This is a genomic window from Streptomyces sulfonofaciens (assembly GCF_014656295.1).
Classification (GTDB): domain Bacteria; phylum Actinomycetota; class Actinomycetes; order Streptomycetales; family Streptomycetaceae; genus Streptomyces; species Streptomyces sulfonofaciens.
Window position 1 is genome coordinate 75,200 of record NZ_BNCD01000004.1, and the last position, 24,361, is coordinate 99,560.

Consider the following 24,361-nt stretch of genomic DNA (forward strand, 5'->3'; position numbering starts at 1 on the left):
GTTGCGGCACAGCCGTCCCCCAACAGGAGGACCGATGAGGTACACCCGCGCCACGGCCCGTACGTCCTCGCTGTTCTGTGCCCTCGCCCTCGCCTTCACCCTCACCGGAGCGCCGGCGGCCGACGCGACCGCGGTGGCACCCGGCGGATACGTGGCCCTCGGCGACTCGTACTCGTCCGGCGTGGGGGCGGGCGGCTACGACGGCGCGAGCGGTGACTGCCTGCGCAGCACGGTCGCCTACCCGCGGCTGTGGGCCTCGGCCCACTCGCCCTCCTCCTTCGACTTCACCGCCTGCTCCGGTGCCCGCACGGATGACGTGGTGGCCGGACAACTGGGCCCGCTCGGCCCCGGCACCGGGCTCGTCAGCATCACCGTCGGCGGGAACGACGCGGGCTTCGCCGACGTCATGACGACCTGTGTGCTCCAGCCGGAGAGCTCCTGCCTGGCGCGGCTCGACGAGGCGGACGCCTACATCGGCTCGACCCTGCCCGGCAGACTGGACGAGGTCTACGCGGCCATCGCCGCCAGGGCGCCCGCGGCGCACGTGGTCGTCCTCGGCTATCCGCGCCTCTACCGGCTCGGCGGGGACTGCGCCTCAGAGCTCTCCGAGACGGAGCGGACGGCGATCAACAAGGCCGCCGACCGTCTGAACGGTGTCACGGCCGAGCGGGCGGCCGGTCACGGCTTCACGTTCGGCGACGTCACCACGGCCTTCACCGGCCATGAGATCTGCTCGGGCAACGAGTGGCTGCACAGCGTCGACTGGCTGGACGCCGGTCAGTCCTACCATCCCACCGCCCGGGGGCAGTCCGGCGGATACCTGCCGGTGCTGACCTCCGCGGTCTGAGGACGGAACGCCGCGCCGGCCCGGTCCCTACCCAGGAGAGGAAGAGGTCTTCGCTGCCGTGAACGGGATATGCGAACGAAAGTCAACACCCTTGGGAACCAGGTGAATCGTGTGACCGGGATACACGAGTGTCCTCACGGGGCGATAGGGTTTAACCTGCCCGGGCCGGGTGCCTCGTACGAGCGGGCGACAGTACGGTGCACGAGTGACGGTGGGCGACGAGACGGTGGGGAGTGACATGGAACAGATAACGGTGCCCAGCAGGGCGCGCGTACCCGCGGTGAAGTGCGGGAGCAGCGCGACCAGCTCGCGGCTCGACCGCCACCTCGCGGTGCTGGGCGGCCCCGCGGTCTCGCCGCACCAGACGGCCGAGGCGACGTCCCTGATGCGTGAGATCATCACGCACGACGCCGCGTACGACCGCCGTGCCCGGGTCAAGCGGGTCTCGCTCTTCGCGCCCCTGAGGCGACTGCGCCGCTCCCTCTTCGGCGGCCGCTGACCGGTCGGCGGTACCAGCCGGTGCCCGCCCGCCGGCACCGGCCGTCCGCCGCCGACCCCTCGGTCGCCCTGACCGTGCGCCCTCGCCCGCGCGCCCCGTCACACACCGCCGTGCCCGCCGACGGTGCCCCGCCGAGTGCAGTCCACCCCTGGCGCTCCCCGCATGCCCGGGCGCCTGCGTGCCACCTGATGCCCTCCGGGCGCCCCCTCCCACCCGAGAGCCCCGTCACCCCTCCACCACCAGGGCGCACCCGCCGATTGCGCGCGCCCGGGCCCGCGCGCCCGGCGCCCTCCCGCGCACCAGTGCGCCGCACCGGCACGGAGCCAGGAACGGAGCCAGGAGCGGACGGCACCGGATCAGGGCGAACCGCCCCCGCCCCGTATGCCCCGCCCTGGGCCCCACCGCCCTAGATCAGGGCGAACTGCCCCTCGGGGCCCTCCTCGGGGTGGTCGAGCACCGACGCCGGACGACGGGCCTGTTCCGGCACCGGAAGGACCCCCGCGGCGTGCAGCTCCGCGGCACCGAGCGGCGCCCGCGGCAACGCCGCGAAGGCCGTCAGCTCCTCGCCGAGCCGGGCCAGCAGGGTCAGCACGGTGATCAGCTCCAGCAGCTCGGACGTCCAGGACTGCGGCCAGGCCGCGGGGCCGATCGCCTCCAGCGGGCCCGGCTGCGGCCGGTGGATCCGTCGGGTCAGCCACAGCTCCAGCACCCGCACCCCGCTCACCCGGAAGTCCCACGCGGCCGGCGAGACGGGCGCGATCCGACCCTCGTCCAGCTCCAGGGCCTCCTCGTCGGGGTCGTACCGCAGTTCGGCGGGCCGCGGCGGCAGCGGAGCGCGGACGTAGGGGCGGCGGCCGCCGGGCAGCTTGGGCCGTTCGGTGCCGCGCCGCGCCATCAGGCGCAGCATCCGGTGCCCGAGCGCGGTGCCGTGCGCCCAGGCGTCCGGATCCGCGGTGAGCGGTACGGGGTGTCCCGCGGTGCCCGAACGGGCGGTGGCCAGGACCCAGGCGAGCACGTCCTCAGGTGCCGGGCGGCGCCCGAGCCGGGCGGCGAGATGGCCGAGCAGCCCCGGCGCCAGATTGGGCTCACGCCCGCCGGGCCTGCGGTACAGCGGCCGGATCCGCCCGGGCCGGCCGGCCGGGGAGCGGCCGTCCGGGAGCAGCGCGGTGGCCAGCACGGCGGGGCCGTCCGCGCCGGGCACCCGGCCCTGTTCGACGGCGAAGAGCTGGTGCCCGTCCGCGACCCGCCACAGCTCTGGCCGTGCCGCGTCGATCAGCCGGTGGTCGGGTATCAGCCACTGTTCGTCGAAGGGGCCGTGCAGCACCCGTACGGGCTCGGGGCAGGGGCCGCTCTCACGGGACAGCCGGCCGGTACCGGTGCGCTGCCCCGGAAGCTGGGCCAGCGCGGAGTGCACCGTACGCGCCCGGCTCGGCACGAACAGCGCCGCGCGCTCCTCTTCCGCCGCGCTGACGAGCGCCGCCCACCGCGCCTTCAGGGACGCCGCGTCCGGTGCCAGCGGCCAACTGCGCCCCAGCCGCAGCGGTGCGACGGACCACGGCAGGAGATCCGCGAGCAGCGGCGCGTCGTCGTGGGTCACGCCCGGCATGGTACGACGGGGCACGGCGGCGCGCGGTGCCGGTCGCACGGCGCGGCGGCGCGTTCAGCGCGCGTCCAGGGTGACGGTGAACGAGAACCGGTCGCCCCGGTAGTGGATCACCGCAACGTCCAGCACCCGGCCCTCGTCGTCGTGCGTGACGCCGGTGTAGTGCAGGATCGGGCTGAGCAGCGGGACGTTCAGCAGCCGTGCCGTCTCCGGGTCGGCCAGGCGAGCCTCCACGGTGTCGGTGATCCGCCCGATGCGCACCCCCGCCCCGTCACGCAGCACCTTGGTCATCGGCTGCCGCTCCAGGTCCGCGGGGTCGATGCCGCGGGCGGCGTCGGGACGGACGTAGTTGCGGGCGTGGTTGGTGGGCTCGCCGGTCCGCTCGTCGCTGCGCAGCCGGTGGTAGGTCGCCACCTCGGAGAGGCCCGGGAAGTGGTGGGCGTACGCGGCGGGCACCGGGCCGGGGCCGTGCGCGAGCAGCCGGGACACCATGCCGGACTGCTGGGCCACGATCGCGTCGACCGAGCCGAGCAGCCGCACCGGCGCGCCCCTGCCCCAGTGCCGCAGATCGGTGGTGGGCACCAGCGCTTCGGGCTCGATGAAGGTGCCCCGCCTGCGGTGCCGGCTGATCAGGCCCTCCTCCTCCAGTTCCTTGAGGGCCTGCCGCACGGTGAGCACGCTGACCCCGTAGTGCCCGGCGAGCCGTTCCTCGGTGGGCAGCCTGAGCGGTGCGTCCGGAGCGCGGCCGAGTATCGAGGCCCGCAGCGACTGCGACACCTGGTACCACAGCGGCAGCTTGCGGTTCAAGGCGACCGGGTCCGGGGTGAAGGCGGTCACGGCAGCTCCATCCGTTCCTGCGCCGGACGGCCCGGCCGAGCCGTCCGGCCGGGGCGCGCCGTGGCGGCGGGACCCGCCGCGGCTCTTCCACCGCGGTGGCTCATCCGTTCCTGAAGTGGCGCTCCAGACCCTGCCACACGTCGTCGTAGTCGCGCTGCAGATGCCCCGCCCCGGCCGCCTGGGCGGTGAGGACCAGCGGCCAGCGCGTCTCGAACATGAAGGCCAGGCCGTCCTCGATCTTCTGCGGGGCGAGTTCGGTGGCGCTCGCCCGCTCGAACGTCTCGCGGTCCGGGCCGTGCGCCGACATCATGTTGTGCAGCGAGCCGCCGCCAGGGACGAAGCCGCCCCCGGTCTTCGCGTCGTAGGCGCCCTCGATCAGGCCCATGTACTCGCTCATCACGTTGCGGTGGAAGTACGGCGGCCGGAAGGTGTCCTCGCCCACCAGCCAGCGTGGTGCGAACACGACGAAGTCGACGCCCGCGAGCCCCGGCGTGTCGGACGGCGAGGTGAGCACCGTGAAGATCGACGGGTCCGGGTGGTCGTAGCTGATCGTTCCGATGACATTGAAACAGCGCAGGTCGTAGACGTACGGCAGATGGTTGCCGTGCCAGGCGACGACGTCCAGGGGCGAGTGGTCGTACACGGCCTCCCACAGGTTGCCGCAGAACTTGCTGATCACCCGCACCGGCCGGTCGGTGTCCTCGAAGGCGGCGACCGGGGCCCTGAAGTCCCGGGCGTTGGCCAGGCCGTTCGCGCCGATCGGGCCGAGCTCGGGCAACTCGAAGGGGCGGCCGTAGTTCTCGCAGACGTAGCCGCGGGCCGCACCGGGCCGCCCGTCGGCCGCCTGCGGCAGCTCGACCCTGAACCGCACCCCGCGCGGAATCAGCGCGACCTCGCCGGGACCCGCGTACAGCCTCCCGAACTCGGTGTGCAGCAGCAGCGCACCCCGCTCGGGCACGATCAGCAGCTCGCCGTCGGCGTCGCCGAACACGCGGTCCGTCATCGAGGTGTCGGCGTGGTAGAGGTGCACCGCCATACCGGTGCGCTGCGTGGCGTCGCCGTTGCCGCCGAGGGTCCACAGGCCGGCGAGGAAGTCCGTGCCGGCCGGCGGCTCGGGGAGCGGGTCCCAGCGCAGCCGGTTGGGGTCGGGCACCGATTCCGTGAACGGGCCCGTGCGGATCGCGCCGTTGCCGGTGCGGGTGAACCGCGGGTGGGCGGCCGAGGGGCGGATGCGGTAGAGCCACGAGCGGCGGTTCTGGGCGCGCGGCTCGGTGAACGCGGTGCCGCTCAGTTGTTCCGCGTAGAGCCCCGCCGGGGCGCGCTGCGGGGAGTTGCGGCCCTGCGGCAGGGCCCCGGGCACCGCCTCCGAGCTGTGCTGGTTGCCGAATCCGGAGAGGTAGGTCAGCCCCTCGGCCGTCTTGTGCGCGTCGTCCCCGTGCATGTCCGCTCCTCTGCCCGGCTCGGCGCGTCGTCCTCGGCGGTCTTTCCGGCCCGGCGCGCCGCATTCCCTTTCCCTGTGAGGGCCCTCCCGGATGCACGCCGGGGTTTCCACCGGGGGCTCCCGCCAGGGGGTTTCCACCGGGTCCCGCGCGGAAGGCCACTCATGAATCCTATGCTTCACCGTAGGATTGGAGAATCTCCCGCGCAAGACGGCGCGGCTGGGTCTACGCTCCCCTCCATGTCCCCGCCGCCCCGGTTCCGCCCGGCACCGCCCGCCCGGTTCCTGCCGACGGCCCGCGGCCGGAGGTGTGCGCGGTGAGCAGCGCGCCTCCCGGATCCGGAGCACCGGGAGCACGGAGGGCACCCGGTGCGTCCGGAGAACCGCGAGAACCCGGGGAGCCGAGACGGCCCAGGGGGCCCGGAGAACACGGCACGCTGCGCCGCGCACCTCTCCAGCGGCGCAGCGTGGAGCGCCTCGGCAGGATCCTCGACGCCTGCGCCGAACTGCTCGACGAGGTGGGCTACGACCGCCTGAGCACCCGGGCGGTGGCGCAGCGCGCCGAGGTCGCCATCGGGACCGTCTACCGGTTCTTCGGCAACAAGCGCGCGATGGCCGACGCGCTCGCCGCCCGGAACCTGGAGCGCTACGCCGAGCGCGTCACCCGGCGGCTCACCGGGATCGGGCGGGGTGACTGGCCGGGCGCCATGGACGCCGTGCTCGACGAGTACCTCGCCATGAAGCGCACCGCGCCCGGCTTCACCCTGGTCGACTTCGGCAACCAGATCCCCCTGGGCTCGCCCGGCGCCGACCCCAACCTCCGGGTGGCGGGCCGGCTCACCGAACTGCTCCGCCCGCACCTCGGCCTCCTGCCGGACGCCTCGCTGCGCCGTGCCGTGCTGGTGGCCGTGGAGTCCGCCGACGCCCTCGTCCGGCTGGCCTTCCGGATGGACGCGGACGGCGACCCGGAGATCATCGAGGAGACCCGGCTGCTGCTGCGCGCCTATCTGGCGGGCGTCCTGGACTGAGCCGCACGCGCCCGGCACATCCGGCCCGCCCCCGCCCCTACGGTGCCCCAGGCCGTACGTCGCCCCGGCCGTACGGCGCCACCGCCCGTACCGGGTCGGACGCTGTCCGTAACTCCCGGCGGCGGGGCTGCCGTTCGTTCCTACCGGTCGGTAGGCTCGGGGCGCTCGTGCGTCTCGCAGCCGTGCGCCGATCAGGGGAGAGCCATGCCCGCAACGCCCGTAGCCCACCACGTCCCGGCATCCGCCCCGGCCCCGGCGAAGACGCGTACCGCCCTGCGCATCTGCCCGCTGTGCGAGGCCACCTGCGGGCTGGCCCTCACCATCGAGGAGGGCCGCGTGACCGGCGCGCGCGGCGACCGCGACGACGTGTTCAGCCGGGGGTTCATCTGCCCCAAGGGGGCGGCCTTCCCCGCACTCGACTCCGACCCCGACCGGCTCCGGGCGCCCCTGGTGCGCAAGGACGGCGAACTCCGCGAGGCGGGCTGGGAGGAGGCGTTCGACGCGGTGGCCGCCGGGCTCGCCCCCGTCGTCGCGGCCCACGGCCCGCACAGCGTCGGCGTCGTCCTCGGCAATCCCAACGTGCACACCATGGCCGGTGCGCTGTACCCGCCGGTGCTGCTGGGCGCGCTCGGCACCCGGAGCCTGTTCACGGCCAGCACGCTCGACCAGATGCCGAAGCACGTCTCCAGCGGACTGCTGTTCGGCGACCCCTTCGCGATCCCGGTGCCCGACCTCGACCGCACCGACCACCTGCTGCTGATCGGCGCCAACCCGGTCGAGTCCAACGGCAGCCTGTGCACGGCACCCGACTTCCCGGGCCGGCTGAAGGCGCTGCGCGCCCGCGGCGGCACCCTCACGGTGATCGACCCCCGGCGCACCCGTACCGCCCGCCTCGCCGACCGGCACGTGGCGATCAGGCCCGGCACGGACGGCCTGCTGCTCGCCGCGATGGTCCAGGTCCTGTTCGCCGAGGACCTGGTCCGCACCGGTGCGCTCGCCGAGCACCTGGACGGCCTCGACGCCCTGCGGGAGGCGCTGGCCGACATCACGCCGGACGCCGTCGCCACCGCCTGCGACGTACCCGCCGACACCATCCGGGCGCTGGCCAGGGACCTCGCCGCCGCGCCGACCGCGGCCGTCTACGGCCGGATCGGCAGCAACACCGTCGCCTTCGGCACCCTCACCAGTTGGCTGGTGGACGTGCTGAACGTGCTCACCGGCAACCTCGACCGGGTCGGCGGCGCGCTCTTCCCGCTGTCCGCCACCGACCGCGCCCCCAGGCGGCCCGGCCCCGGCAGGGGCTTCGCGCTCGGCCGCTGGCGCAGCAGGGTGAGCGGCCACCCGGAGGCCAAGGGCGAGCTGCCCCTGGCCGCACTCGCCGAGGAGATCGACACCCCGGGAGGAGGCGGCCCCGACAGCCCCGCGGACCGACCGCTGCGGGCCCTGATCGCCATCGCCGCCAACCCCGTGCTCTCCGCGCCCGACGGCGCGCGCCTCGAAAAGGCCCTGGGGTCCCTTGACTTCATGGTCGCCGTGGATCCGTACCTGAACGAGACCACCCGGCACGCCGACGTCGTCCTGCCCCCGCCGCCGCCCGCGCAGAGCGCGCACTACGACTTCGCCTTCAACATCTTCGCGGTGCGCAACCAGGCCCGTTACACGCCGGCCGCACTCCCGCTCGACGAGGGCCGGATGGCGGAGACGGAGATCCACGCCAGGCTGGTGGCCGCGGTGGCGGGTATGCACGGCTCCGATCCCGGCGCCGTCGACGAGCTGGTGATCCAGCAGACCCTCGCCAAGGCCGTCGCGGACCCCGCGTCCCCGGTGCACGGCCAGGACCCGGCGGCGCTCGCGGCCCGGCTGACCGGAGCGGGCGGCCCCGAGCGGCGGCTCGACATGATGCTGCGCCTCGGCCCGTACGGGGACGGCTTCGGTGCCGACGCCGAAGGGCTGAGCCTTGAGCGGCTGCTCGCCCGTCCGCACGGCATCGACCTCGGCCCCCTGCGGCCCCGGCTGCCCGGCATCCTCAGGACCCGCAGCGGCCGCGTCGAGCTCTTCCCCGAGCCCGTCGCCCGGGACCTGCCGCGGCTGAAGGACGCACTCGCCGACGCACCGGGCGGCGGACCGGGCGACGGCAGCGGGGAACCCGGCACCGTGCTGCTCGTGGGCCGCCGCCACCTGCGCTCCAACAACAGTTGGATGCACAACGTCCGCCCCCTCACCGGCGGTTCCAACCGCTGCACCCTCCAGGTCCATCCCGAGGACGCTGCCAGGATCGGGCTCACGGACGGCGGTCCGGTGCGGATCACGGGCGCCGGGGGGCAGATCACCGCGCCCGCCGAGATCACCGACACCGTGCGCCGGGGCGTGGTGAGCCTGCCGCACGGCTGGGGCCACGACCGCCCCGGCACCCGGATGTCCGTCGCAGCCGAGGACCCCGGCGCCAACGTCAACCAGCTCCTGGACGGCACGCTCCTCGACCCGCTCTCCGGAACCGCGGTGCTCAACGGAGTACGCGTGCACCTGGCGGCCGCTCAGCCGCCGGCGACGCAGACGGGACCGAGGTGAGGGGCGGCGGCTCTCGGCCGCCCGCGCGCCGCCGGGCCGTCCGGCGCCTCCCCGAGGCGGGGCACGGGCCCGGGCCGACACGGAGGCGGCCGCCTCCGCCTGGCGCGCGGGCGCCCGTCGGACCGGCACCCGCGGCGGCGGCTCTCGCCCGCGCTGCGGTGCCCGCGCCCCCGCGCGGCCAAGGGCTCCCAGGGGCGGGCCGCGCGCCGGGGGCGCACGGGGCCCGCCGATGCCCTCCCGACCAGGTCCCGCCAGTTCCGAGCACCCACCCCAGGAGTATGTGATCGTGGTCCGCGCCGCTGTCCTGCCAGCCGTCGGCTCTCCGTTGGAGACGGCCGAGATAGACCTGCCCGAACCCGGCCCCGGCCAGGTGCGGGTGCGCCTCGCCGCGGCCGGGGTCTGCCACTCCGACCTGTCGCTGGCCAACGGCACCATGCGGGTGCCGGTGCCCGCCGTGCTCGGGCACGAGGGCGCGGGCACCGTCGTCTCCGTCGGGGACGGTGTCGGCCATGTCGGCCCCGGCGACGACGTGATCCTCAACTGGGCCCCGTCCTGCGGCGTCTGCCACGCCTGCTCGCTCGGCGAGGTGTGGCTCTGCGAGAGCGCGCTCACCGGCGCCCGCCGCGTCCACGCGCACCGCGCCGACGGCAGCGAGCTGTACCCGGGCCTGAACGTCGCCGCCTTCGCCGAGGAGACCGTCGTCGCGGCCGGCTGCGTGCTGCCCGCACCGCACGGCGTGCCGCTGACCGACGCCGCACTGCTCGGCTGCGCGGTGCTCACCGGCTACGGCGCGGTGCACCACTGCGCCCGGGTACGGGCGGGCGAGTCGGTGGTGGTCCTCGGGGCCGGCGGAGTGGGGCTCGCGACGCTCCAGGCGGCCCGGGCGGCGGGGGCGGGGACGATCATCGCGGTGGACGTCTCACCGGCGAAGGAGGAGCTGGCCCTGGCGGCCGGTGCCACCGCGTTCGTGGTCGCCTCCGACAGCACGCCCAGGGACGTCCGCGGGCTCACCGGCGGCCATGGCGCCGACGTCGCCGTGGAGTGCGTGGGGCGTGCCGCCACCATCCGCAGCGCCTGGGAGTCCACCCGGCGCGGCGGCAGGACCACGGTCGTCGGCATCGGCGGCAAGGACCAGCATGTCACCTTCAACGCGCTGGAGCTGTTCCACTGGTCCCGCACCCTCTCCGGATGCGTCTACGGCAACTCCGACCCGGCCCGCGACCTGCCGGTGATCGCCGAGCACATCCGGGCCGGCCGGCTCGACCCCGCCCTCCTCGTCACCGACCGTATCGGCCTCGACGGCATCCCGCTGGCCTTCGAGAACATGCTCGCGGGCAAGGGCGGCCGTGCGCTGGTGGTCTTCTAGACGCCGTTCGCCGTCCGCCGTCTTAAGAGTCGCCGGCCGGCGAGGGGTCGCCGGCCGGCGCCGCGGGGCGCTCGTCCAGGTGCCGGTGCAGGAACCGCGCCTGGTGGTGGAGCAGTTGCTCGGTGACCGGGCCGCCCACCGTGCGGTGGCCCACGCCGGGCAGGAACAGCACCTCGTGCGGACGACCCGCGGCCAGCAGTGCGCCGGACAGCCGTGCCGTGTGGGCCGGGTGCACCTTCCGGTCGGCGAGGCCGTGCACCAGCAGCAGTGGACGGGTCAGCCGCGGGGCCGCGGCCACCAGCGATGCCGCGTCGTAGCGCTCGGGGAACTCGTCGGGGTGGCCGAGGAACCGCTCGCGCCAGTGGGCGTGGTACAGCCGCTGGTCGGTGACCGGCGCGGACGCCACCGCGGCGTGGAAGACGTCCGGGCGGCGCAGTACCGCCAGTGCGGCGAGGGAGCCCCCGAAGGACGAGCCGCGGATGCCGACCCTGCCCAGGTCCAGTTCGGGGTGCCGGCGGGCGGTCTCGTGCAGGGCGCTGACCTGGTCGTCGAGCGCCGGTGTGTACAGGTCGCCGTGCACGGCCCGCTCCCACTCGGGGCCGCGGCCCGGTGTGCCGCGTCCGTCGGCCACCAGGACCGCGAAGCCCTGCTCGGCGAACCACTGCGAGACGAGGCAGCGCCAGTCCAGCTCCGCGGTGACCCGCTGGCTGCCGGCACCGCCGTACGGGTCCGCGAGGACGGGCAGCGGCACGTCGCCCGGGCGGTGTCAGGACGGGAGGTGGAGCACCGCCCGCAGGCGGCGCGGCCCGAGGACGAGGTGCCGGGTGCGCAGGGCGAGCACCGGCCGCGCGGCGCGGGAGGCGACCGGGACGGCCGGCCGCCCCTCGCGCAGTACCACCGTCCGCCCGCCGGGCCGGTCCGCGCCGCGGGCGGTGTGCACCAGGCTGCCGCTGCGGCGCACCCCGGTGTGCACGCCGGGCTCCGCGCTCAGCCGCCGGATGCCGCCCCCGGCCCCGAGCACCCACAGATGGGTCTCGGCCGGGTCCTCGGACGCGGTGAACAGCACGTCCTGGCCGGTCGTGCCGAGCACGGCACGCAGTTGGAGCCCGTGCGGCGTGACCGGGACCCCGTCCACCGTCAGCCGCCGGGTGCCCGCCGCGTCGGTGTGGGCGAGCAGGGCGCCGGCGGCGGTGCGCGCCGGCAGCCCCGGGACCAGGTGCACCCAGCGTGCGTCGCGCTGCTCGCTCAGGACGGTGGTGCGGCCGCTGTCCGGGTCGATGCCGAGGAACCGGACGGTGCGCTGGTCTCGCGACTGCACGACGGCGTACGGGCCGTGGCCGTCCCAGCCCGCGCCCACCACGTACGCGAACGCGCTCCGGTCCAGGCGCACCTCGGCGCGCGCCCCGTCCAGCCCCGCGATCCACAGCGAGACCTCGGCATGGGCGGTGCCGGCCGCCGCGTACCGCAGCGCGCTCGGCGGCCGGCCGGGTTCCGCCGGGTCCGCCAGGTGCCAGAGCGGTACGGCCGTGGTGTCCACGCGGGCCACCAGCAGGCGGCTGCCGTCCGGAGCCCACCAGTAACCGCGCGGACCGTCCGCGGAGGTGGCGTCCGTGTGCTCTCCGGTACCGAAGGCGATGCCGGGCCCTTCGGGCGCAGCGAGCGCGCGGTCCCCGGTGCCGTCGGCCCCGATCACCCGCAGCGCGCCGGCGCCCGCATAGGCGAGGTGCCGACCGGCGGGATCGGGGCGCGGATCGCTCACCGGGGCCTTCGCGGGCAGCAGGGTGGCGCCCGCGCCCGCGGCGTCCAGCGTCCACAGCCCGCCGGCCAGTGCGAAGGAGACCAGCCGGGCGGCCCGGTCGGTGGCGTAGGCCCCGATCCCGGCAGCGGGGGAGGGGGTCAGTCCGGCGGGATCCGCGAGCAGCCGCTCCGTGGCCGTGTCGAGGTCCAGTGCCCACAGGCAGGCCACCGGATCGTCTCCCGTGCGGCCGCGCAGGAACAGCAGCGACGCCTCGTCCTCGGTGAGGGTGAACTGTCCCGGCACGCCGTGCGTGAAGCACCCGGTGCGGACGAGCTGAGCGGGAAGGGAGGGCGTCGCCACGCCGAGCAGCCTGGCACGGCACCGTTATTAGGGCAAGAGTTCGAATCGAGGGAGCCTGGCGGGTCGGTCGAGGCGCGGGACCCGGTAGTGGCTGATGTACCGGTGCTCCTGTTGTGCGCTTCACCGGCACGCTCAGTCCGACGGCGAGTGCGGGCCGGCGGGACGGCGCCCGGGTGACACTTCAGCGCCGGTAGGGGTCGCCGTCCGGCAGCCAGGCGCCCGGGCCGTGGATGCCGAGGTCGCCCACGCCGTCGCAGAGGGCGTCGACGACGGCGAGGACCGCGGAGCGGACCTCGCCGCGCCGCCGCACCAGGGACCAGGTCCAGTAGATCTCCGGTGCCACGACCGGGCGTCGGACCAGGTCGGGCGGGAGCGCGGCGGTCTGGCCCTTGGGGGAGTTGACGACCGGACGTCCGCAGCGGCGGACGTGGTCGAAGAACGCGGGGCCGGTGACGCCGCCGTCCGAGACGCGGATCGCACGGGCCCCCGTGTCGTGGGCCAGTTGCTCGGCGTAGGCGTTCCAGGACGACCAGGAGGCGGTGTCGTCGTCGAGGAGGACGGCGGTGTCCCGGGCGGCCACGTCGCCGGTGCCGCCGGCGGGAGCGAGGGCGTGCAGCCGGTCGGCGCCGATGAGCCGGGCGCGCAGGCCGTGCCGTTCCAGGTCCTTCGACCGCACCCAGCACACGGCGAGGTCCAGGCTGCCGTCGGCGACCCGGGCGGCCTGGACGTGCGAGGGGGCGATCCACGTGTCGACGTGGAGCCGGGCCACCGCGGAGGCGCGGACGGCCAGGTCGGCAGGGAGCCAGTTGACGCAGCCGAGGCGTACCGGCTCAGAGCCGGACAGCCGGCGGGCGCGGTTCTGGAGGTCCTCGGCCCCCTCCAGCAGGGCGTGTGCGTGCGGGAGCAGGGCGGAACCGGCCGAGGTGAGGGACACCGAGCGGCGGTCGCGGTCGAACAGCCGCACGCCGAGGTCGCCTTCGAGCGCCTTGATCTGCTGGGACAGCGACGGGCCCGCGATCAGGAGCCGCCGTGCGGCCCGGCCGAAGTGCAGCTCCTCGGCGACCGCTACGAAGTACCGCAGTTGGCGCAGCTCCACGCCCGTCATGGTACGTCCGGTGGGAGGCTGCGCCTATCAGCAGGGAGGGCGCAGGTCGTGGCGTCCCGCCCGGTCGCGGGAGGAGGATGAGCGCAGGACGGCACGCCGTCGTGCGAGCGCACCGCGGCTCCGCGGGGCCCCGGCAGCCGGCACGGGACGGCGGGCGGTGGCCCGCCGGCCGGTGGCCCGGTGGGCCCGCGGACGGTCGCGATCCGGCTCGTGCGCGGCCCTGCGGTGCCGGTCGGATCCCTGGCGCCGGTCGGGACCCGGTGGCCCGCGGCCGGGCAGTTGCCGCCTTCGGCGTCCTCGGTGCCGTCGGCGCTCGCGGCGGACCGGCGGTCCGGGCGGCCCCGGAGCCGCCGACGGGACGCCGCCCCACCGGTACGAGCACGCGCCACCTCTCGACCCGACACGCCCCCGCAAGGAACTCGCCATGACCGCACGCCCCCCGCACGCCCCCTCGGCCCGCGCAGACACCCCGGCCCCCTCGCCCTGGGGCCATGTCGTCCGGGGCGCCGCCGCACTGGCCGCGGGCATGGGGGTCGGCCGCTTCGTCTACACGCCCATCCTTCCGCTGATGCACGCCCAGGCGGGACTGTCCGCGGGCGCCGGCGCGAACCTGGCCACGGCCAACTACGTCGGCTATCTCGCCGGCGCGCTCGCGGGCACGCTGGCCCCCGCGCTGGTCCGCTCCTCCGCGCTCCTGCGCGTCTGCCTGCTGGTACTGACCGCCAGCCTGGCCCTGATGCCGGGCACCCACAGCACGGCGGTCTGGATCGTGCTGCGGCTGCTCGCCGGGGCGGCCAGTGCCCTGATCTTCGTCATCGCGGTCAGCTCCCTCCTCAGCCACCTGCGTGAGCACCCCGCTCACCTGCCCGGCTGGGCGTTCGGTGGAGTCGGTGCCGGGATCGCGCTGTCCGGCCTGCTCGTCCTCGCACTGCGCTCGGCCGCCGACTGGCGGGCCGCCTGGTGGGCTTCGGCCGCACTCGCCGCCCTCCTCGCCGCCGCCGCGTGGCACCTGCGCCCCGAGGCGTCCGGCACGGCAGGCCCGCACTCCGGCAGCGCGGCGGCCGGCGCGAGGGCGCCGCGCACGCACCGCTGGTTCACCGCCCTGTTCGTGTCCTACACGCTGGAGGGAGTCGGCTACATCGTCGCCGGCACCTTCCTGGTCGCCGCGATCGAGCAGGGTTCCCCGGGGCGGCTCGGCAGCGGAGCCTGGGTGCTGGTGGGCCTCGCGGCCGTGCCGTCCTCGGCCCTGTGGGCCTGGCTCGGGCGCCGCCGGTCCCGCCCCGACCTGCTCCTTGCGGCACTCGTCATCCAGGCCGCGGGCATCGCGCTGCCCGCCCTGGTCGGCGGAGTGGCGGCCGCCCTGCTCTCCGCCGCACTGTTCGGCGCGACGTTCATCGGCGTCAGTACGCTCGCCCTCGCCACGGGGGCCCACCTGCGGTTCAAGCGCTCGGTCGCCCTGCTGACCGCCGGGTACTCCGTCGGGCAGATCCTCGGTCCCCTGGCCGTCGCGCCGCTGCTCGGGCACGGCTACCACCAGGCGCTGGCCCTCGCCGCCGCCGTGGTCCTCGCGGCCGCCGCGGCCGCCGCGGTGCTGCGCGTCGGTTTCCCGCACCACATGGCGGCGCCGCGGCACACCACCCCGCTGCGGCGGACCGCGACGGTCCCCGGCCCGGTGCCCCCGGGCCCCACGCCCCCCGCCGCGGCGCACCCTGCCCCGGCGGATCCCGGCCCGGCGGACTCCGACCCTGCCCCGGACGGCAGGGGCGCCTGACGGAGGGAGCCGCACCCGGCCGCCGCACCCGGCCCACCGTGGGCGGCCCGTGCCCAAGCACGTGCCGTACGGACGCCACCGGGACGCACCTCCCGCAACGCCGCACCCCGGCAAGGGGGCACGCCGGCGGGGACGCACCCCGGCGGGGACCGGCTACCGCCGCCCGCCGTCCGCCACCTTCTCGTACTGGAGGGACAGCCCGTCGAGCAGGGCGTCGAGGCCGGTCTCGAAGGCACGCTCGTCGATCTTCTGCCGGCGCTCGGCGAGCAGATGGGCCTGGCCGAGGTGCGGGTAGTCGGCCGGGTCGTACGCGGCGGCGTCGTCGACGAAGCCCCGCGCGAACGACCCGATGGCGGAGCCCATCACGAAGTAACGCATCAGGGCACCGATGGAGGTGGCGTGCGCGGGCGGCCAGCCCGCGTCCACCATCGCCCCGAAGACCGCGTCCGCGAGCCGGAGGCCGGCCGGGCGGCGGCCGGGCCCCGAGGCCAGCAGCGGGACGATGTGCGGGTGCTCGCTGAGGGCGGCGCGGTAGGAGACCGCCCAGTCGCGCAGCGCGTCCCGCCAGTTGCGCCCGTCCTCGAACATCGACAGGTCGACCTGGGCGCTCACCGAGTCCGCGACCGCCTCCAGGATCTGGTCCTTGGTGCGGAAGTGGTTGTAGAGCGAGGGCCCGCTGACGCCCAGTTCGGCGGCCAGCCGGCGGGTCGAGACCGCTGCGAGCCCTTCCGCGTCCACCAGCGCGCGGGCCGTGGCGACGATGCGGTCGGTGCTCAGGAGGGGCTTGCGCGGTCGGGCCATGCGGCACATAGTAGGGCTGCCGACAACAAACTAGCAGTGCTAATTAAACCCCCCGCGCCGAGGAGTGCCGTGCAGTGAACCTGGAACTCAGCGAGGAGCAGCATGCCGTGAGGCAGCTCGCGAAGGACTTCGTGGCCCGCGAGGTCACTCCGCACGCCACCGCCTGGGACCGCGCCGAGGCCGTGGACAGGTCGGTGGTGGGCAAGCTCGGCGAGGTCGGCTTCCTGGGCCTGACCCTGGACGAGGCGTACGGCGGCTCGGGCGGTGACCACCTTTCGTACTGCCTGGTCACGGAGGAGCTGGGGCGCGGGGACTCCTCGGTGCGCGGCATCGTCTCCGTCTCGCTCGGCCTCGTCGCCAAGAGCATCGGGCAGTGGGGGAGCGAGGAGCAGAAGCAGCGGTGGCTGCCGGGGCTGACCTCCGGCTCGCTGGTCGGCTGCTTCGGCCTCACCGAGCCGGGCACCGGCTCCGACGCGGGGAACCTCGCCACGCGTGCGGTGCGCGACGGCGGCGACTACCGGATCACCGGCACCAAGATGTTCATCACCAACGGCACCTGGGCCGATGTGGTGCTGCTGTTCGCGCGGACCGGTGACGCGCCGGGGCACAAGGGCGTCTCGGCGTTCCTCGTTCCCGCCGACAGCCCGGGCCTCGCCCGCCGGCCGATCCACGGCAAGCTCGGCCTGCGCGGCCAGGCCACCGCCGAACTCGTCCTCGACGACGTCCGCGTGCCCGCGTCCGCGATGCTCGCTCCCGAGGGCCGGGGCTTCGCGGTCGCCATGTCCGCGCTGGCCAAGGGCCGGATGTCGGTGGCCGCGGGCTGTGTCGGCATCGCGCAGGCGGCCCTGGACGCCGCCGTCGGCTACGCCACCCAGCGCGAGCAGTTCGGCGGGGTCATCGCCCGGCACCAGCTCGTCCAGGAGCTGATCAGCGACATCTCGGTGGACGTCGACGCCGCCCGGCTGCTGACCTGGCGTGTCGCCGACCTGATCGACCGCGGCGAGCCCTTCGCCACCGAGTCCTCCAAGGCCAAGCTCTTCGCCTCGGAGGCGGCCGTGCGCGCCGCCAACAACGCCCTCCAGGTCTTCGGCGGCTACGGCTACATCGATGAGTACCCGGTCGGCAAACTGCTCCGCGACGCCCGTGTCATGACCCTGTACGAGGGCACCAGCCAGATACAGAAACTGGTGATCGGCCGCGCCCTCACCGGAGTCTCCGCGTTCTGAGGAGCACGACGGCGCCGCCCGCGGGCGGCGGCGGGCCGCTCGGGCGTGGCCCCGGCGCCCCCGCCGGGGCCGCCGCACCCGGGCCGTGGACCATCTAAGCGCTCGCTCAGCCTTCCGGTATCGTGTGCGTCCTGCCACGGGAAGGGGCTGCGATGGGCGCGGTGGAGCGGACGGCCGGCGACGAGGGCGGGCCGTGGGCGGAGGTCGGCCCCGACGCGGCCCGGCGACTGCTGATCGCCGCCGTCGACGCCTTCGCCGAGCGCGGCTACCACGCGACGACCACCCGCGACATCGCCGGCCGGGCCGGTATGAGTCCGGCCGCGCTCTACATCCACTACAGGACCAAGGAGGAGCTGCTCCACCGCATCAGCAGGATCGGCCACGAGAAGGCCCTGGAGATCCTGCGGGCCGCCGCCGACCGCCCGGGCAGCGCGGCCGAGCGGCTCGCCGACGCCGTCCGCTCCTTCGTGCGCTGGCACGCGGCGCAGACCACCACCGCACGCGTGGTGCAGTACGAGCTCGACGCGCTGGGCGGCGAGGCGCGCGCCGAGATCATGGCGCTGCGCCGCAGGACCGACGCCGTGATCCGCGACCTCATCGAGGACGGCGCCCGGGGCGGGGAGTTCGACGTGCACGACGTCGAGGGCACCACGCTCGCGGTGCTCTCGCTCTGTGTCGACGTCGCCCGCTGGTTCAACGCCGCGGGCCGCCGGACACCCGACGAGGTCGGCGCGCTCTACGCCGACCTCGTGCTGCGGATGGTGGGGGCCAAGGGGTAGCGCCCGCCCGCGGCCCCCGGCACGCGAGGGCGCCCCGCCCCGGACGTCCCGGCGTCCGGGCCGCCGGCCCTCAGAAGTGGTAGCGCGACACCGACTCCGCCACGCATACCGGCTTGTCCTGTCCTTCCCGCTCCACCGTCACGAGCGCGGTCACCTGCACGCCGCCGCCCGCGTCCGCGACCTCCTTGAGCACCGCCGTGCCGCGCACGCGCGAGCCCACCGGGACGGGGGCGGGGAAGCGGACCTTGTTCGTGCCGTAGTTGATGCCCATGGTCACGCCCTGCACCGCCATGATCTGCGGCACGAGCACCGGCAGCAGGGACAGCGTCAGATAGCCGTGCGCGATGGTGGTGCCGAACGGGCCCGCGGCGGCCTTCTCCGGGTCGACGTGGATCCACTGGTGGTCGCCCGTCGCCTCCGCGAACAGGTCGATCCGCTTCTGGTCGATCTCCAGCCAGTCGCTGTGCCCCAACTGCTCGCCGACCGCGGCCCGCAGCTCGTCGGGGGAAGTGAAGATCCTCGGCTCTGCCATGTTCCCTGGCCTCCCGGCACCGTTCAGTCCAGCACTTGCCTAAGCGCTTGCTCAGCATGCTGGGGCGGCGGAAGGATGTCAACGCGGGCCGCCGGGCGGGCGTCGGCGGGGTCCCCGGAGTGCCGAAGGCCCCCGAGGAAGGTTCCGTGGACGCATCGGCGGGCGGTTCTTCGCGCGTAGCGGCGCGGACGTGCCGGACTTGGACGACGCCTCCGGCGGGCGCGGGTCCGGGTCCGCGTCCCGGCTCGTGGCCGGGAAGGGACCGGGAAGCGAGGAAGGCCAGGGCGGGTGGGCCCCGTTCCTCGTGCCACCGGTACGCGCCGGCGGCCCCCACCGGTACGGGCCGGCGGTCCCACCGTCGCGCCGGTGACCGTGCGGCCCTGGGCGATCGGACCGGCCCCGGGTGGCCCGCAGCACAGGCGGGCCGGGACCGCGGCCCTGCCGGATGTCGCGGGTCGCCAACCGCGCAGGACACGATCGGGCCGGACGCGCCGGGCGTCGTTCCGGGACCCGCGGGATCGGCCGGGCAGCTCGGGTGCCGGGCCGGGCGGGTCCTGGGATCGGGGGTCTGTGATCGGGGTCTGTGGTATGGGGTCTGGGGGTCAGGGGGTCAGGCCGAGACCAGCAGACGTGTCCTCCGGGCCTCCGCGAGCGCCCTCTGGGTCAGGACCGGCCGCGGCACCACGATGCCGCAGTGGGTGCAGACCGGACCCGAGGAGGGTTCGTGCGCGAGCCCGTGTTTCCAGGTCAGACGGGTGTCCTCGCACACCGGGCAGGCTGCGCCCGGCTTGCGTTCCAGTCCCGCTATCAACCGCCGCAGCACCTCGGCCAGCGGCTCGTGGGGGTGCACCCCGGGGTCGTCGCACCAGGCCACTCCGCAACCGCCCCAGGTGAGCCGGTGCCAGTCGTCGATGCTGCCCGGGCTGCGCAGCCCGTCGTGCTTCTCCCGCTTGCGGCGCTCGGCGAACTTGGCCTCGTAGGCCAGCCACACCGCACGCGCCTCCTCCAACTCGTCGAGCGCGGCCACCAGACTGGCCGGATCGGGGGACCTGTCCTCAGGGTCCATGCCCGTGCGGGAGCAGAGGTGGTCCCATGTCGCCCGATGCCCGTAGGGGGCGAATCTCTCCAGGCACTTCCGTAGGGAGTACCGCCGCAGCGCCATGTCGCACTGCGGGTCGCGCACCTGTCTCGCGAGACTCCGGAAACCGGCCATCGCCCTGCACCTCCGTCACACCTGCACTTGTGTTCCACGGCGACGCCCGACGTGCCGACCAGTCGAACGCCGTCGAATAGACGTATCGCGACGCGTATCGGCTCCCTCCGGTTTCCCGGTGGTCACCGCACCGCGCCGCGGCGCCCGCCGCCGGCACCGCGGGGATGGCGAAAACGTGACGTGTGCTCATCTTCACCACCCTGGATACCACCGGTAACCTTCCGGCTCACCATCGTCGGGAGGAGCCGCACATGCGCCGCCGCACCCCACGTACCGCCCTCGGCGCCGTATTCGGTGGGAAAGGCCGACTGCGCTCGGGAAGACCCCTCGGATCGCTCGGCACCACCGCTGTTCTTGTGATCACTCTGTGTCTCGGGGCCCCGGCAGGCCAGGCCGCCGCCGACGGTCCCGCGAACGGCGACTACTGCGCCGGCCAGTGCGCCGACATCCTGCCGCCGGGCGCGAACGGCAGCGCCACGCTCGCCGAGATCCTGGCCAACCGGGTGTTCGGCACCCAGCCGGCACATGCCGACGACGAGCTCGGGCCGTACGATGCCCTGTCCTCCGGCTACCCGTCCCTGACCGATGACACACTCACGCAGTTCTTCAATGACTCGTCCTTCGGAGTCCCGGACGGCCAGGTGGCCTCCGTCACCCGCCCGCGCGACGACGTCACGATCACCCGGGACAGGAAGTTCGGCGTCCCGCACGTCCGGGGCACCACCCGCTACGGCACGGAGTTCGGGGCGGGCTACGCGGCCGGGCAGGACAGGCTCTGGCTGATCGACCTCTTCCGGCACATCGGGCGCGGCGAGCTGACCTCCTTCGCGGGCGGCGCCGCGGCCAACCAGGGCCTTGAGCAGCAGTTCTGGCCGCAGGCCCCGTACACCGAGCAGGACCTGCAGAGGCAGGTCGACTACATCAGGGAGCACGGCGGCGCGCGCGGCGCGCAGGCCATGACCGACGCCCAGGCATACATCGACGGCCTGAACGCCTACCGGGTCAAGGCCAGATACGACCGCACCTTCCCCGGCGAGTACGACCTCACCGGCAAGATCGACCCCATCACCAACGCAGGCGAGATCGAGCCCTTCAGGATCACCGACATGATCGCGCTCGCCTCGGTGGTCGGCAGCCTGTTCGGCGGGGGCGGCGGCGGGGAGGTCGACGCGGCGCTCTCCCTGCTCGCCGCCCAGCAGAAGTACGGCGTCACGGACGGCACCCGCATCTGGGAGTCGTTCCGCGGGCGCAACGACCCCGAGGCCGTGCTGACCGTCCACGACGGCAGCTCCTTCCCGTACGCGGGCAGGCCGGACCAGCCGCGGGGCGAGGCGCTCCCCGACCCCGGCTCCGTCGAGGCGGAACCGCTGGTGTACGACCGCACGGGCTCCGCCGAGCAGGGCGCACGGCACAGGAAGGACCCCGTCGGGGCGAGCGCCGAGCTGAAACCGCTGCGGGGCCTCTTCGACCGCGGGGTGCTGCCCGCCGACCTGTTCTCGCGGCAGGGCGACGCCAGTGCCGTCAAGGGCATGTCCAACGCGCTGCTCGTCTCCGGCGCGCACACCGCGAGCGGCCACCCGGTCGCCGTCTTCGGACCGCAGACCGGCTACTTCGCCCCGCAACTGCTGATGATGCAGGAGCTGCAGGGCCCCGGGATCAGCGCGCACGGCGTGTCGTTCGCCGGCATCGGCATGTACGTGGAGCTCGGCAGGGGCCAGGACTACGCCTGGTCGGCGACCACGGCGGCCCAGGACATCATCGACACCTATGCGGTGCGGCTGTGCGAGCCGGACGGCAGAGCGCCCACGAAGCAGTCCACCGGCTACCTCTACCACGGCACCTGCACCCCGATGGAGAAGCTGGAGCGGACCAACTCCTGGAAGCCGACGCTCGCGGACTCCACCGCCGCCGGCTCCTACCGGATGCAGGTCCTGCGGACGAACTACGGCATCGTGACGCACCGGGCCACCGTCGGGGGCAAGCCGGTGGCCTACACCCTGCTGCGCTCCACCTACCGCCACGAGGCCGACTCGATCATCGGCTTCCAGATGCTCAACGACCCGTCGTACGTCACCGACGCCAGGACCTTCGAGCAGGCCGCGGCGCACATCAACTACACCTTCAACTGGTTCTACGCGGACTCGCGCGACATCGCGTACTTCAACAGCGGCGCCAACCCGCAGCGCGCCCCCGGCGTCGACCCGTCCTTCCCGGTCGACGCGGAGCCGGCCTACGAGTGGAAGGACTTCGACCCGACCGACAACACCGCCGCCCGCACGCCCGACGCCCAGCACCCGAACTCCATCGACCAGGACTACTACATCTCCTGGAACAACAAGCAGGCCGAGGACTACTCCGCCGCCTCCTTCAGCTTCGGCGCCGTGCACCGCGCGGACCTGCTCGACGAACGGGTGCGGCGGCTCACCCGGCAGGGCGGGGTCACCAGGGCCGCGCTGACCCGGGCGATGGAGGACGCCGCGCTCACCGACCTGCGCGGTGAGCGGGTGCTGCCCGCACTGCTGAAGGTGCTGCGCAGCAAGCCGATCGACGATCCGGCCCTCGGCGCGGCCGTGCAGCGGCTGGAGTCCTGGCGGGACGACGGCGCACAGCGCAGGGAGACCTCCGCGGGCTCGCACCGCTACGCGCACGCCGACGCGGTGCGGATCATGGACGCCTGGTGGCCGAAGCTGGTGGAGGCGGAGTTCAGGCCGGGTCTCGGCGACCCCCTATGGAACGCGCTGACCAGGGATCTCACGGTCGACGAGTCCCCGTCGGCGAGCCACGGGCCCACCGGAGGGCACGCGGGCTCCTCGTTCCAGTACGGATGGTGGGGATATGTCGACAAGGACATCCGGAAGGTGCTGGGAGAGCCCGTGGACGGACCGCTCGGGACGGCCTACTGCGGTGCCGGCGCGCTCGACGCCTGCCGCGACGCGCTGCTGACCAGCCTCGCCGAGGCCGCCGCGGAGCCCGCGACGACCGTGTACCCCGGCGATGACTCCTGTGACGCCGGCGACCAGTGGTGCTCGGACGCGATCATCCAGCGGCCGCTGGGCGGCATCGAGCACGACCCGATCCAGTGGCAGAACCGGCCGACGTACCAGCAGGTGGTGGAGTTCCCGGACCACAGGTAGCGCGGCCCCGGGGACCGGGGCCGCGGCGGTCCGCCGCCGCGTCCCGGTCCCGCGTCCCGGCCCCGTCCGCGGTGCGACCGGCGCCGCCGGGCTCCTACCGGTACAGCAGGTAGTGCCTGCGCACCGCGCGGAACGCCGACAGCTCGTCCTGCCAGGCCGCCACGATGTCGTCGGTGCCGGCGCCCGCGTCGACCATCGTGCGCACCAGGGTGCTGCCCGTCAGCCGGTCGATCGCGTTGTCCTCCCGCCAGCCGAAGCCGTCCCACACCTGCTTGGCGGTCACCAGCAGGCCGACCCCGGTGCGCACCGGGTCGTACGCGGCGCGGTCGTGCACGTGGATCTGCAGACCGCCCACCGTCTTGCCCTGGAACTTGCTGAACGTGGGCGCGAAGTAGGCCTCGCGGAAGTGGACGCCGGGCAGTTCGAGCGCGTTCGCGGCCTCGGCCCAGTGGCGGTCGACGCCGTCGGCGCCCAGCAGTTCGAAGGGCCGTGTGGTGCCGCGGCCCTCCGAGAGGAGGGTGCCCTCGAACATACAGGTCCCCGAGTAGACCAGGGCCGTGTCGGTGGTCGGCATGTTCGGGCTCGGCAGCACCCACGGCAGGCCGGACGCCTCGTAGAAGTCCGTGCGCTTCCAGCCCGTCATCAGCACGGTCTCCAGCGGCACCGGCTTGGCCAGGAACTCGCCGTTGTACAGCCGAGCCAGCTCCGCCACCGTCATCCCGTGCTGCTGCGCGATCGGCTTGCGGCCCACGAAGCTGGCGAACTCCTCGTGCAGCACGGGGCCGTACGCGTCGCGGCCGGTGGCCGGGTTGGGCCTGTCCAGCACGACGAAACGTTTACCCGCCAGCGCGGCGGCCTCCATGCAGTCGTACAGCGTCCAGATGTACGTGTAGAAACGGGCGCCCGCGTCCTGGATGTCGAAGACGACGGTGTCCACGCCGGACGTGGTGAAGATGTCGGCCAGCGGCTGCCCGCTGACCTGGTAGGTGTCGTAGACCGGCAGCCCGGTGGCCGGGTCGTCGTAGCGGCCCTCGGAGCCGCCCGCCTGGGCGGTGCCGCGGAAGCCGTGCTCGGGGCCGAAGACCGCGACCAGGTTCACCCGCCGGTCGGCGTGCATCACGTCCACGATGTGCCGGACGTCGCGCGTGACCCCCGTCGGGTTGGTGACGATGCCGACCTTCTGCCCGTCGAGCAGCGCGAAGCCGTCGTCGGCCAGCCGCTCGAAGCCGGTGCGCAGCCGCCGGCCGCCGGGGCCGTCGTCCGCCGCCGCGGGTGCGGCGCCGGCCGCCGTCGCGGCCACGGATGCCGCGGTGGCGGCGAGCAGGCTGCGTCTGTTCAGGTTCATCAGGTGACCTCCGTACGGGACCGTGAGGGGACGTGATCGCCAAGCCGGTCCGCCCGCACGCTAGCGCGCCGGCTCCGCAGGGGGAACGAGGCGGGGCGGCCCGATCGCACCGCCCCCCTTCCCCAGCTCCTGACCGACCGCTTAGTCTGACCTCGCAGCCGAGTCGAGGGA

At 74.5% G+C, this 24,361-nt stretch carries 19 protein-coding genes; 9 read left to right on the forward strand and 10 right to left on the reverse strand.

What is annotated here, in order from left to right; all coding sequences use genetic code 11:
• Nucleotides 1–34 precede the first annotated feature (34 nt).
• Both IE313_RS08430 and IE313_RS08435 read left to right on the forward strand, forming a co-directional pair.
• Nucleotides 35–847: an SGNH/GDSL hydrolase family protein gene (locus tag IE313_RS08430; RefSeq protein WP_189930349.1), complete on the forward strand. Its 813-nt coding sequence runs from the start codon at nucleotides 35–37 to the stop codon at nucleotides 845–847.
• A gap of 238 nt (nucleotides 848–1,085) precedes the next feature.
• The gene (locus IE313_RS08435) at nucleotides 1,086–1,346 is read left to right on the forward strand and encodes a hypothetical protein (protein ID WP_189930350.1); all 261 of its coding nucleotides are present in this window, start codon (nucleotides 1,086–1,088) and stop codon (nucleotides 1,344–1,346) included.
• A 406-nt stretch (nucleotides 1,347–1,752) separates the two neighbouring features.
• Here IE313_RS08435 and IE313_RS08440 read toward each other — a convergent pair whose 3' ends face one another.
• From IE313_RS08440 to hmgA, 3 genes are all read right to left on the reverse strand, one after another.
• Nucleotides 1,753–2,952 (reverse strand): type ISP restriction/modification enzyme, encoded by a 1,200-nt coding sequence (locus tag IE313_RS08440; RefSeq protein WP_189930351.1) that lies wholly within the window; start codon nucleotides 2,950–2,952, stop codon nucleotides 1,753–1,755.
• A 54-nt stretch (nucleotides 2,953–3,006) separates the two neighbouring features.
• Entirely contained in the window at nucleotides 3,007–3,786 is a 780-nt protein-coding gene (locus tag IE313_RS08445) for a GntR family transcriptional regulator (RefSeq protein ID WP_189930352.1), read from the reverse strand.
• A gap of 100 nt (nucleotides 3,787–3,886) precedes the next feature.
• Nucleotides 3,887–5,227 carry a homogentisate 1,2-dioxygenase gene (hmgA, locus tag IE313_RS08450; RefSeq protein ID WP_189930353.1) on the reverse strand — a complete coding sequence of 447 codons (1,341 nt, stop codon included), beginning with the start codon at nucleotides 5,225–5,227 and terminating at the stop codon, nucleotides 3,887–3,889.
• Between the two features lie 464 nt (nucleotides 5,228–5,691).
• On the opposite strand from hmgA, the gene IE313_RS08455 reads away from it, so the two are divergent.
• The 3 genes from IE313_RS08455 to IE313_RS08465 all read left to right on the forward strand — a co-directional run bounded on the left by IE313_RS08455 (nucleotide 5,692) and on the right by IE313_RS08465 (nucleotide 10,186).
• Entirely contained in the window at nucleotides 5,692–6,252 is a 561-nt protein-coding gene (locus IE313_RS08455) for a TetR/AcrR family transcriptional regulator (protein ID WP_229924478.1), read from the forward strand.
• Nucleotides 6,253–6,456: 204 nt separating this feature from the next.
• Nucleotides 6,457–8,820, forward strand: coding sequence for a molybdopterin-dependent oxidoreductase (locus IE313_RS08460; RefSeq protein ID WP_189930354.1), 2,364 nt, complete (start codon nucleotides 6,457–6,459; stop codon nucleotides 8,818–8,820).
• 286 nt (nucleotides 8,821–9,106) lie between these two features.
• Nucleotides 9,107–10,186, forward strand: a complete 1,080-nt coding sequence (locus tag IE313_RS08465; RefSeq protein WP_189930355.1) for a zinc-binding dehydrogenase — start codon at nucleotides 9,107–9,109, stop codon at nucleotides 10,184–10,186.
• 22 nt (nucleotides 10,187–10,208) lie between these two features.
• Here the strand turns inward: IE313_RS08465 and IE313_RS36170 are convergent, their stop codons facing one another.
• The 3 genes from IE313_RS36170 to IE313_RS08475 all read right to left on the reverse strand — a co-directional run bounded on the left by IE313_RS36170 (nucleotide 10,209) and on the right by IE313_RS08475 (nucleotide 13,389).
• The gene (locus IE313_RS36170) at nucleotides 10,209–10,937 is read right to left on the reverse strand and encodes an alpha/beta hydrolase family protein (protein ID WP_308439152.1); all 729 of its coding nucleotides are present in this window, start codon (nucleotides 10,935–10,937) and stop codon (nucleotides 10,209–10,211) included.
• Between the two features lie 15 nt (nucleotides 10,938–10,952).
• A complete protein-coding gene (locus tag IE313_RS36175; protein WP_308439153.1) occupies nucleotides 10,953–12,284 on the reverse strand; it encodes a DPP IV N-terminal domain-containing protein in 1,332 nt (443 codons plus the stop codon).
• Nucleotides 12,285–12,465: 181 nt separating this feature from the next.
• The gene (locus IE313_RS08475; protein WP_189930356.1) at nucleotides 12,466–13,389 is read right to left on the reverse strand and encodes a LysR family transcriptional regulator; all 924 of its coding nucleotides are present in this window, start codon (nucleotides 13,387–13,389) and stop codon (nucleotides 12,466–12,468) included.
• Between the two features lie 424 nt (nucleotides 13,390–13,813).
• Here IE313_RS08475 and IE313_RS08480 point away from each other — a divergent pair, with 424 nt between their 5' ends.
• Nucleotides 13,814–15,160, forward strand: a complete 1,347-nt coding sequence (locus IE313_RS08480) for a YbfB/YjiJ family MFS transporter (protein WP_189930357.1) — start codon at nucleotides 13,814–13,816, stop codon at nucleotides 15,158–15,160.
• Between the two features lie 153 nt (nucleotides 15,161–15,313).
• Here the strand turns inward: IE313_RS08480 and IE313_RS08485 are convergent, their stop codons facing one another.
• Entirely contained in the window at nucleotides 15,314–15,961 is a 648-nt protein-coding gene (locus tag IE313_RS08485) for a TetR/AcrR family transcriptional regulator (protein WP_189930358.1), read from the reverse strand.
• Between the two features lie 74 nt (nucleotides 15,962–16,035).
• On the opposite strand from IE313_RS08485, the gene IE313_RS08490 reads away from it, so the two are divergent.
• Nucleotides 16,036–17,187 carry an acyl-CoA dehydrogenase family protein gene (locus tag IE313_RS08490; RefSeq protein WP_189930359.1) on the forward strand — a complete coding sequence of 384 codons (1,152 nt, stop codon included), beginning with the start codon at nucleotides 16,036–16,038 and terminating at the stop codon, nucleotides 17,185–17,187.
• 152 nt (nucleotides 17,188–17,339) lie between these two features.
• Nucleotides 17,340–17,966 (forward strand): TetR/AcrR family transcriptional regulator, encoded by a 627-nt coding sequence (locus IE313_RS08495; RefSeq protein WP_189930360.1) that lies wholly within the window; start codon nucleotides 17,340–17,342, stop codon nucleotides 17,964–17,966.
• A 70-nt stretch (nucleotides 17,967–18,036) separates the two neighbouring features.
• On the opposite strand, the gene IE313_RS08500 is transcribed toward IE313_RS08495, so the two are convergent.
• Together IE313_RS08500 and IE313_RS08505 are read right to left on the reverse strand one after the other, a co-directional pair.
• Nucleotides 18,037–18,498, reverse strand: a complete 462-nt coding sequence (locus IE313_RS08500; protein WP_189930361.1) for a MaoC family dehydratase — start codon at nucleotides 18,496–18,498, stop codon at nucleotides 18,037–18,039.
• 610 nt (nucleotides 18,499–19,108) lie between these two features.
• Nucleotides 19,109–19,711, reverse strand: a complete 603-nt coding sequence (locus IE313_RS08505; RefSeq protein ID WP_189930362.1) for a hypothetical protein — start codon at nucleotides 19,709–19,711, stop codon at nucleotides 19,109–19,111.
• 251 nt (nucleotides 19,712–19,962) lie between these two features.
• On the opposite strand from IE313_RS08505, the gene IE313_RS08510 reads away from it, so the two are divergent.
• On the forward strand, nucleotides 19,963–22,845 hold the full coding sequence (locus tag IE313_RS08510; protein WP_189930363.1) for a penicillin acylase family protein: 2,883 nt from the start codon (nucleotides 19,963–19,965) through the stop codon (nucleotides 22,843–22,845).
• A gap of 94 nt (nucleotides 22,846–22,939) precedes the next feature.
• Here the strand turns inward: IE313_RS08510 and IE313_RS08515 are convergent, their stop codons facing one another.
• On the reverse strand, nucleotides 22,940–24,190 hold the full coding sequence (locus IE313_RS08515) for an exo-beta-N-acetylmuramidase NamZ family protein (protein ID WP_189930364.1): 1,251 nt from the start codon (nucleotides 24,188–24,190) through the stop codon (nucleotides 22,940–22,942).
• Nucleotides 24,191–24,361: the final 171 nt, after the last annotated feature.

Bases quoted from the DNA above. Each gene is read 5' to 3' on its own strand.
- IE313_RS08430 (WP_189930349.1), top strand. From the start codon at position 35: ATGAGGTACACCCGCGCCACGGCCCGTACGTCCTCGCTGTTCTGTGCC.
- IE313_RS08435 (WP_189930350.1), top strand. From the start codon at position 1,086: ATGGAACAGATAACGGTGCCCAGCAGGGCGCGCGTACCCGCGGTGAAG.
- IE313_RS08440 (WP_189930351.1), bottom strand. From the start codon at position 2,952: ATGCCGGGCGTGACCCACGACGACGCGCCGCTGCTCGCGGATCTCCTG.
- hmgA (WP_189930353.1), bottom strand. From the start codon at position 5,227: ATGCACGGGGACGACGCGCACAAGACGGCCGAGGGGCTGACCTACCTC.
- IE313_RS08460 (WP_189930354.1), top strand. From the start codon at position 6,457: ATGCCCGCAACGCCCGTAGCCCACCACGTCCCGGCATCCGCCCCGGCC.
- IE313_RS08475 (WP_189930356.1), bottom strand. From the start codon at position 13,389: ATGACGGGCGTGGAGCTGCGCCAACTGCGGTACTTCGTAGCGGTCGCC.
- IE313_RS08480 (WP_189930357.1), top strand. From the start codon at position 13,814: ATGACCGCACGCCCCCCGCACGCCCCCTCGGCCCGCGCAGACACCCCG.
- IE313_RS08485 (WP_189930358.1), bottom strand. From the start codon at position 15,961: ATGGCCCGACCGCGCAAGCCCCTCCTGAGCACCGACCGCATCGTCGCC.
- IE313_RS08495 (WP_189930360.1), top strand. From the start codon at position 17,340: ATGGGCGCGGTGGAGCGGACGGCCGGCGACGAGGGCGGGCCGTGGGCG.
- IE313_RS08500 (WP_189930361.1), bottom strand. From the start codon at position 18,498: ATGGCAGAGCCGAGGATCTTCACTTCCCCCGACGAGCTGCGGGCCGCG.
- IE313_RS08505 (WP_189930362.1), bottom strand. From the start codon at position 19,711: ATGGCCGGTTTCCGGAGTCTCGCGAGACAGGTGCGCGACCCGCAGTGC.
- IE313_RS08510 (WP_189930363.1), top strand. From the start codon at position 19,963: ATGCGCCGCCGCACCCCACGTACCGCCCTCGGCGCCGTATTCGGTGGG.
- IE313_RS08515 (WP_189930364.1), bottom strand. From the start codon at position 24,190: ATGAACCTGAACAGACGCAGCCTGCTCGCCGCCACCGCGGCATCCGTG.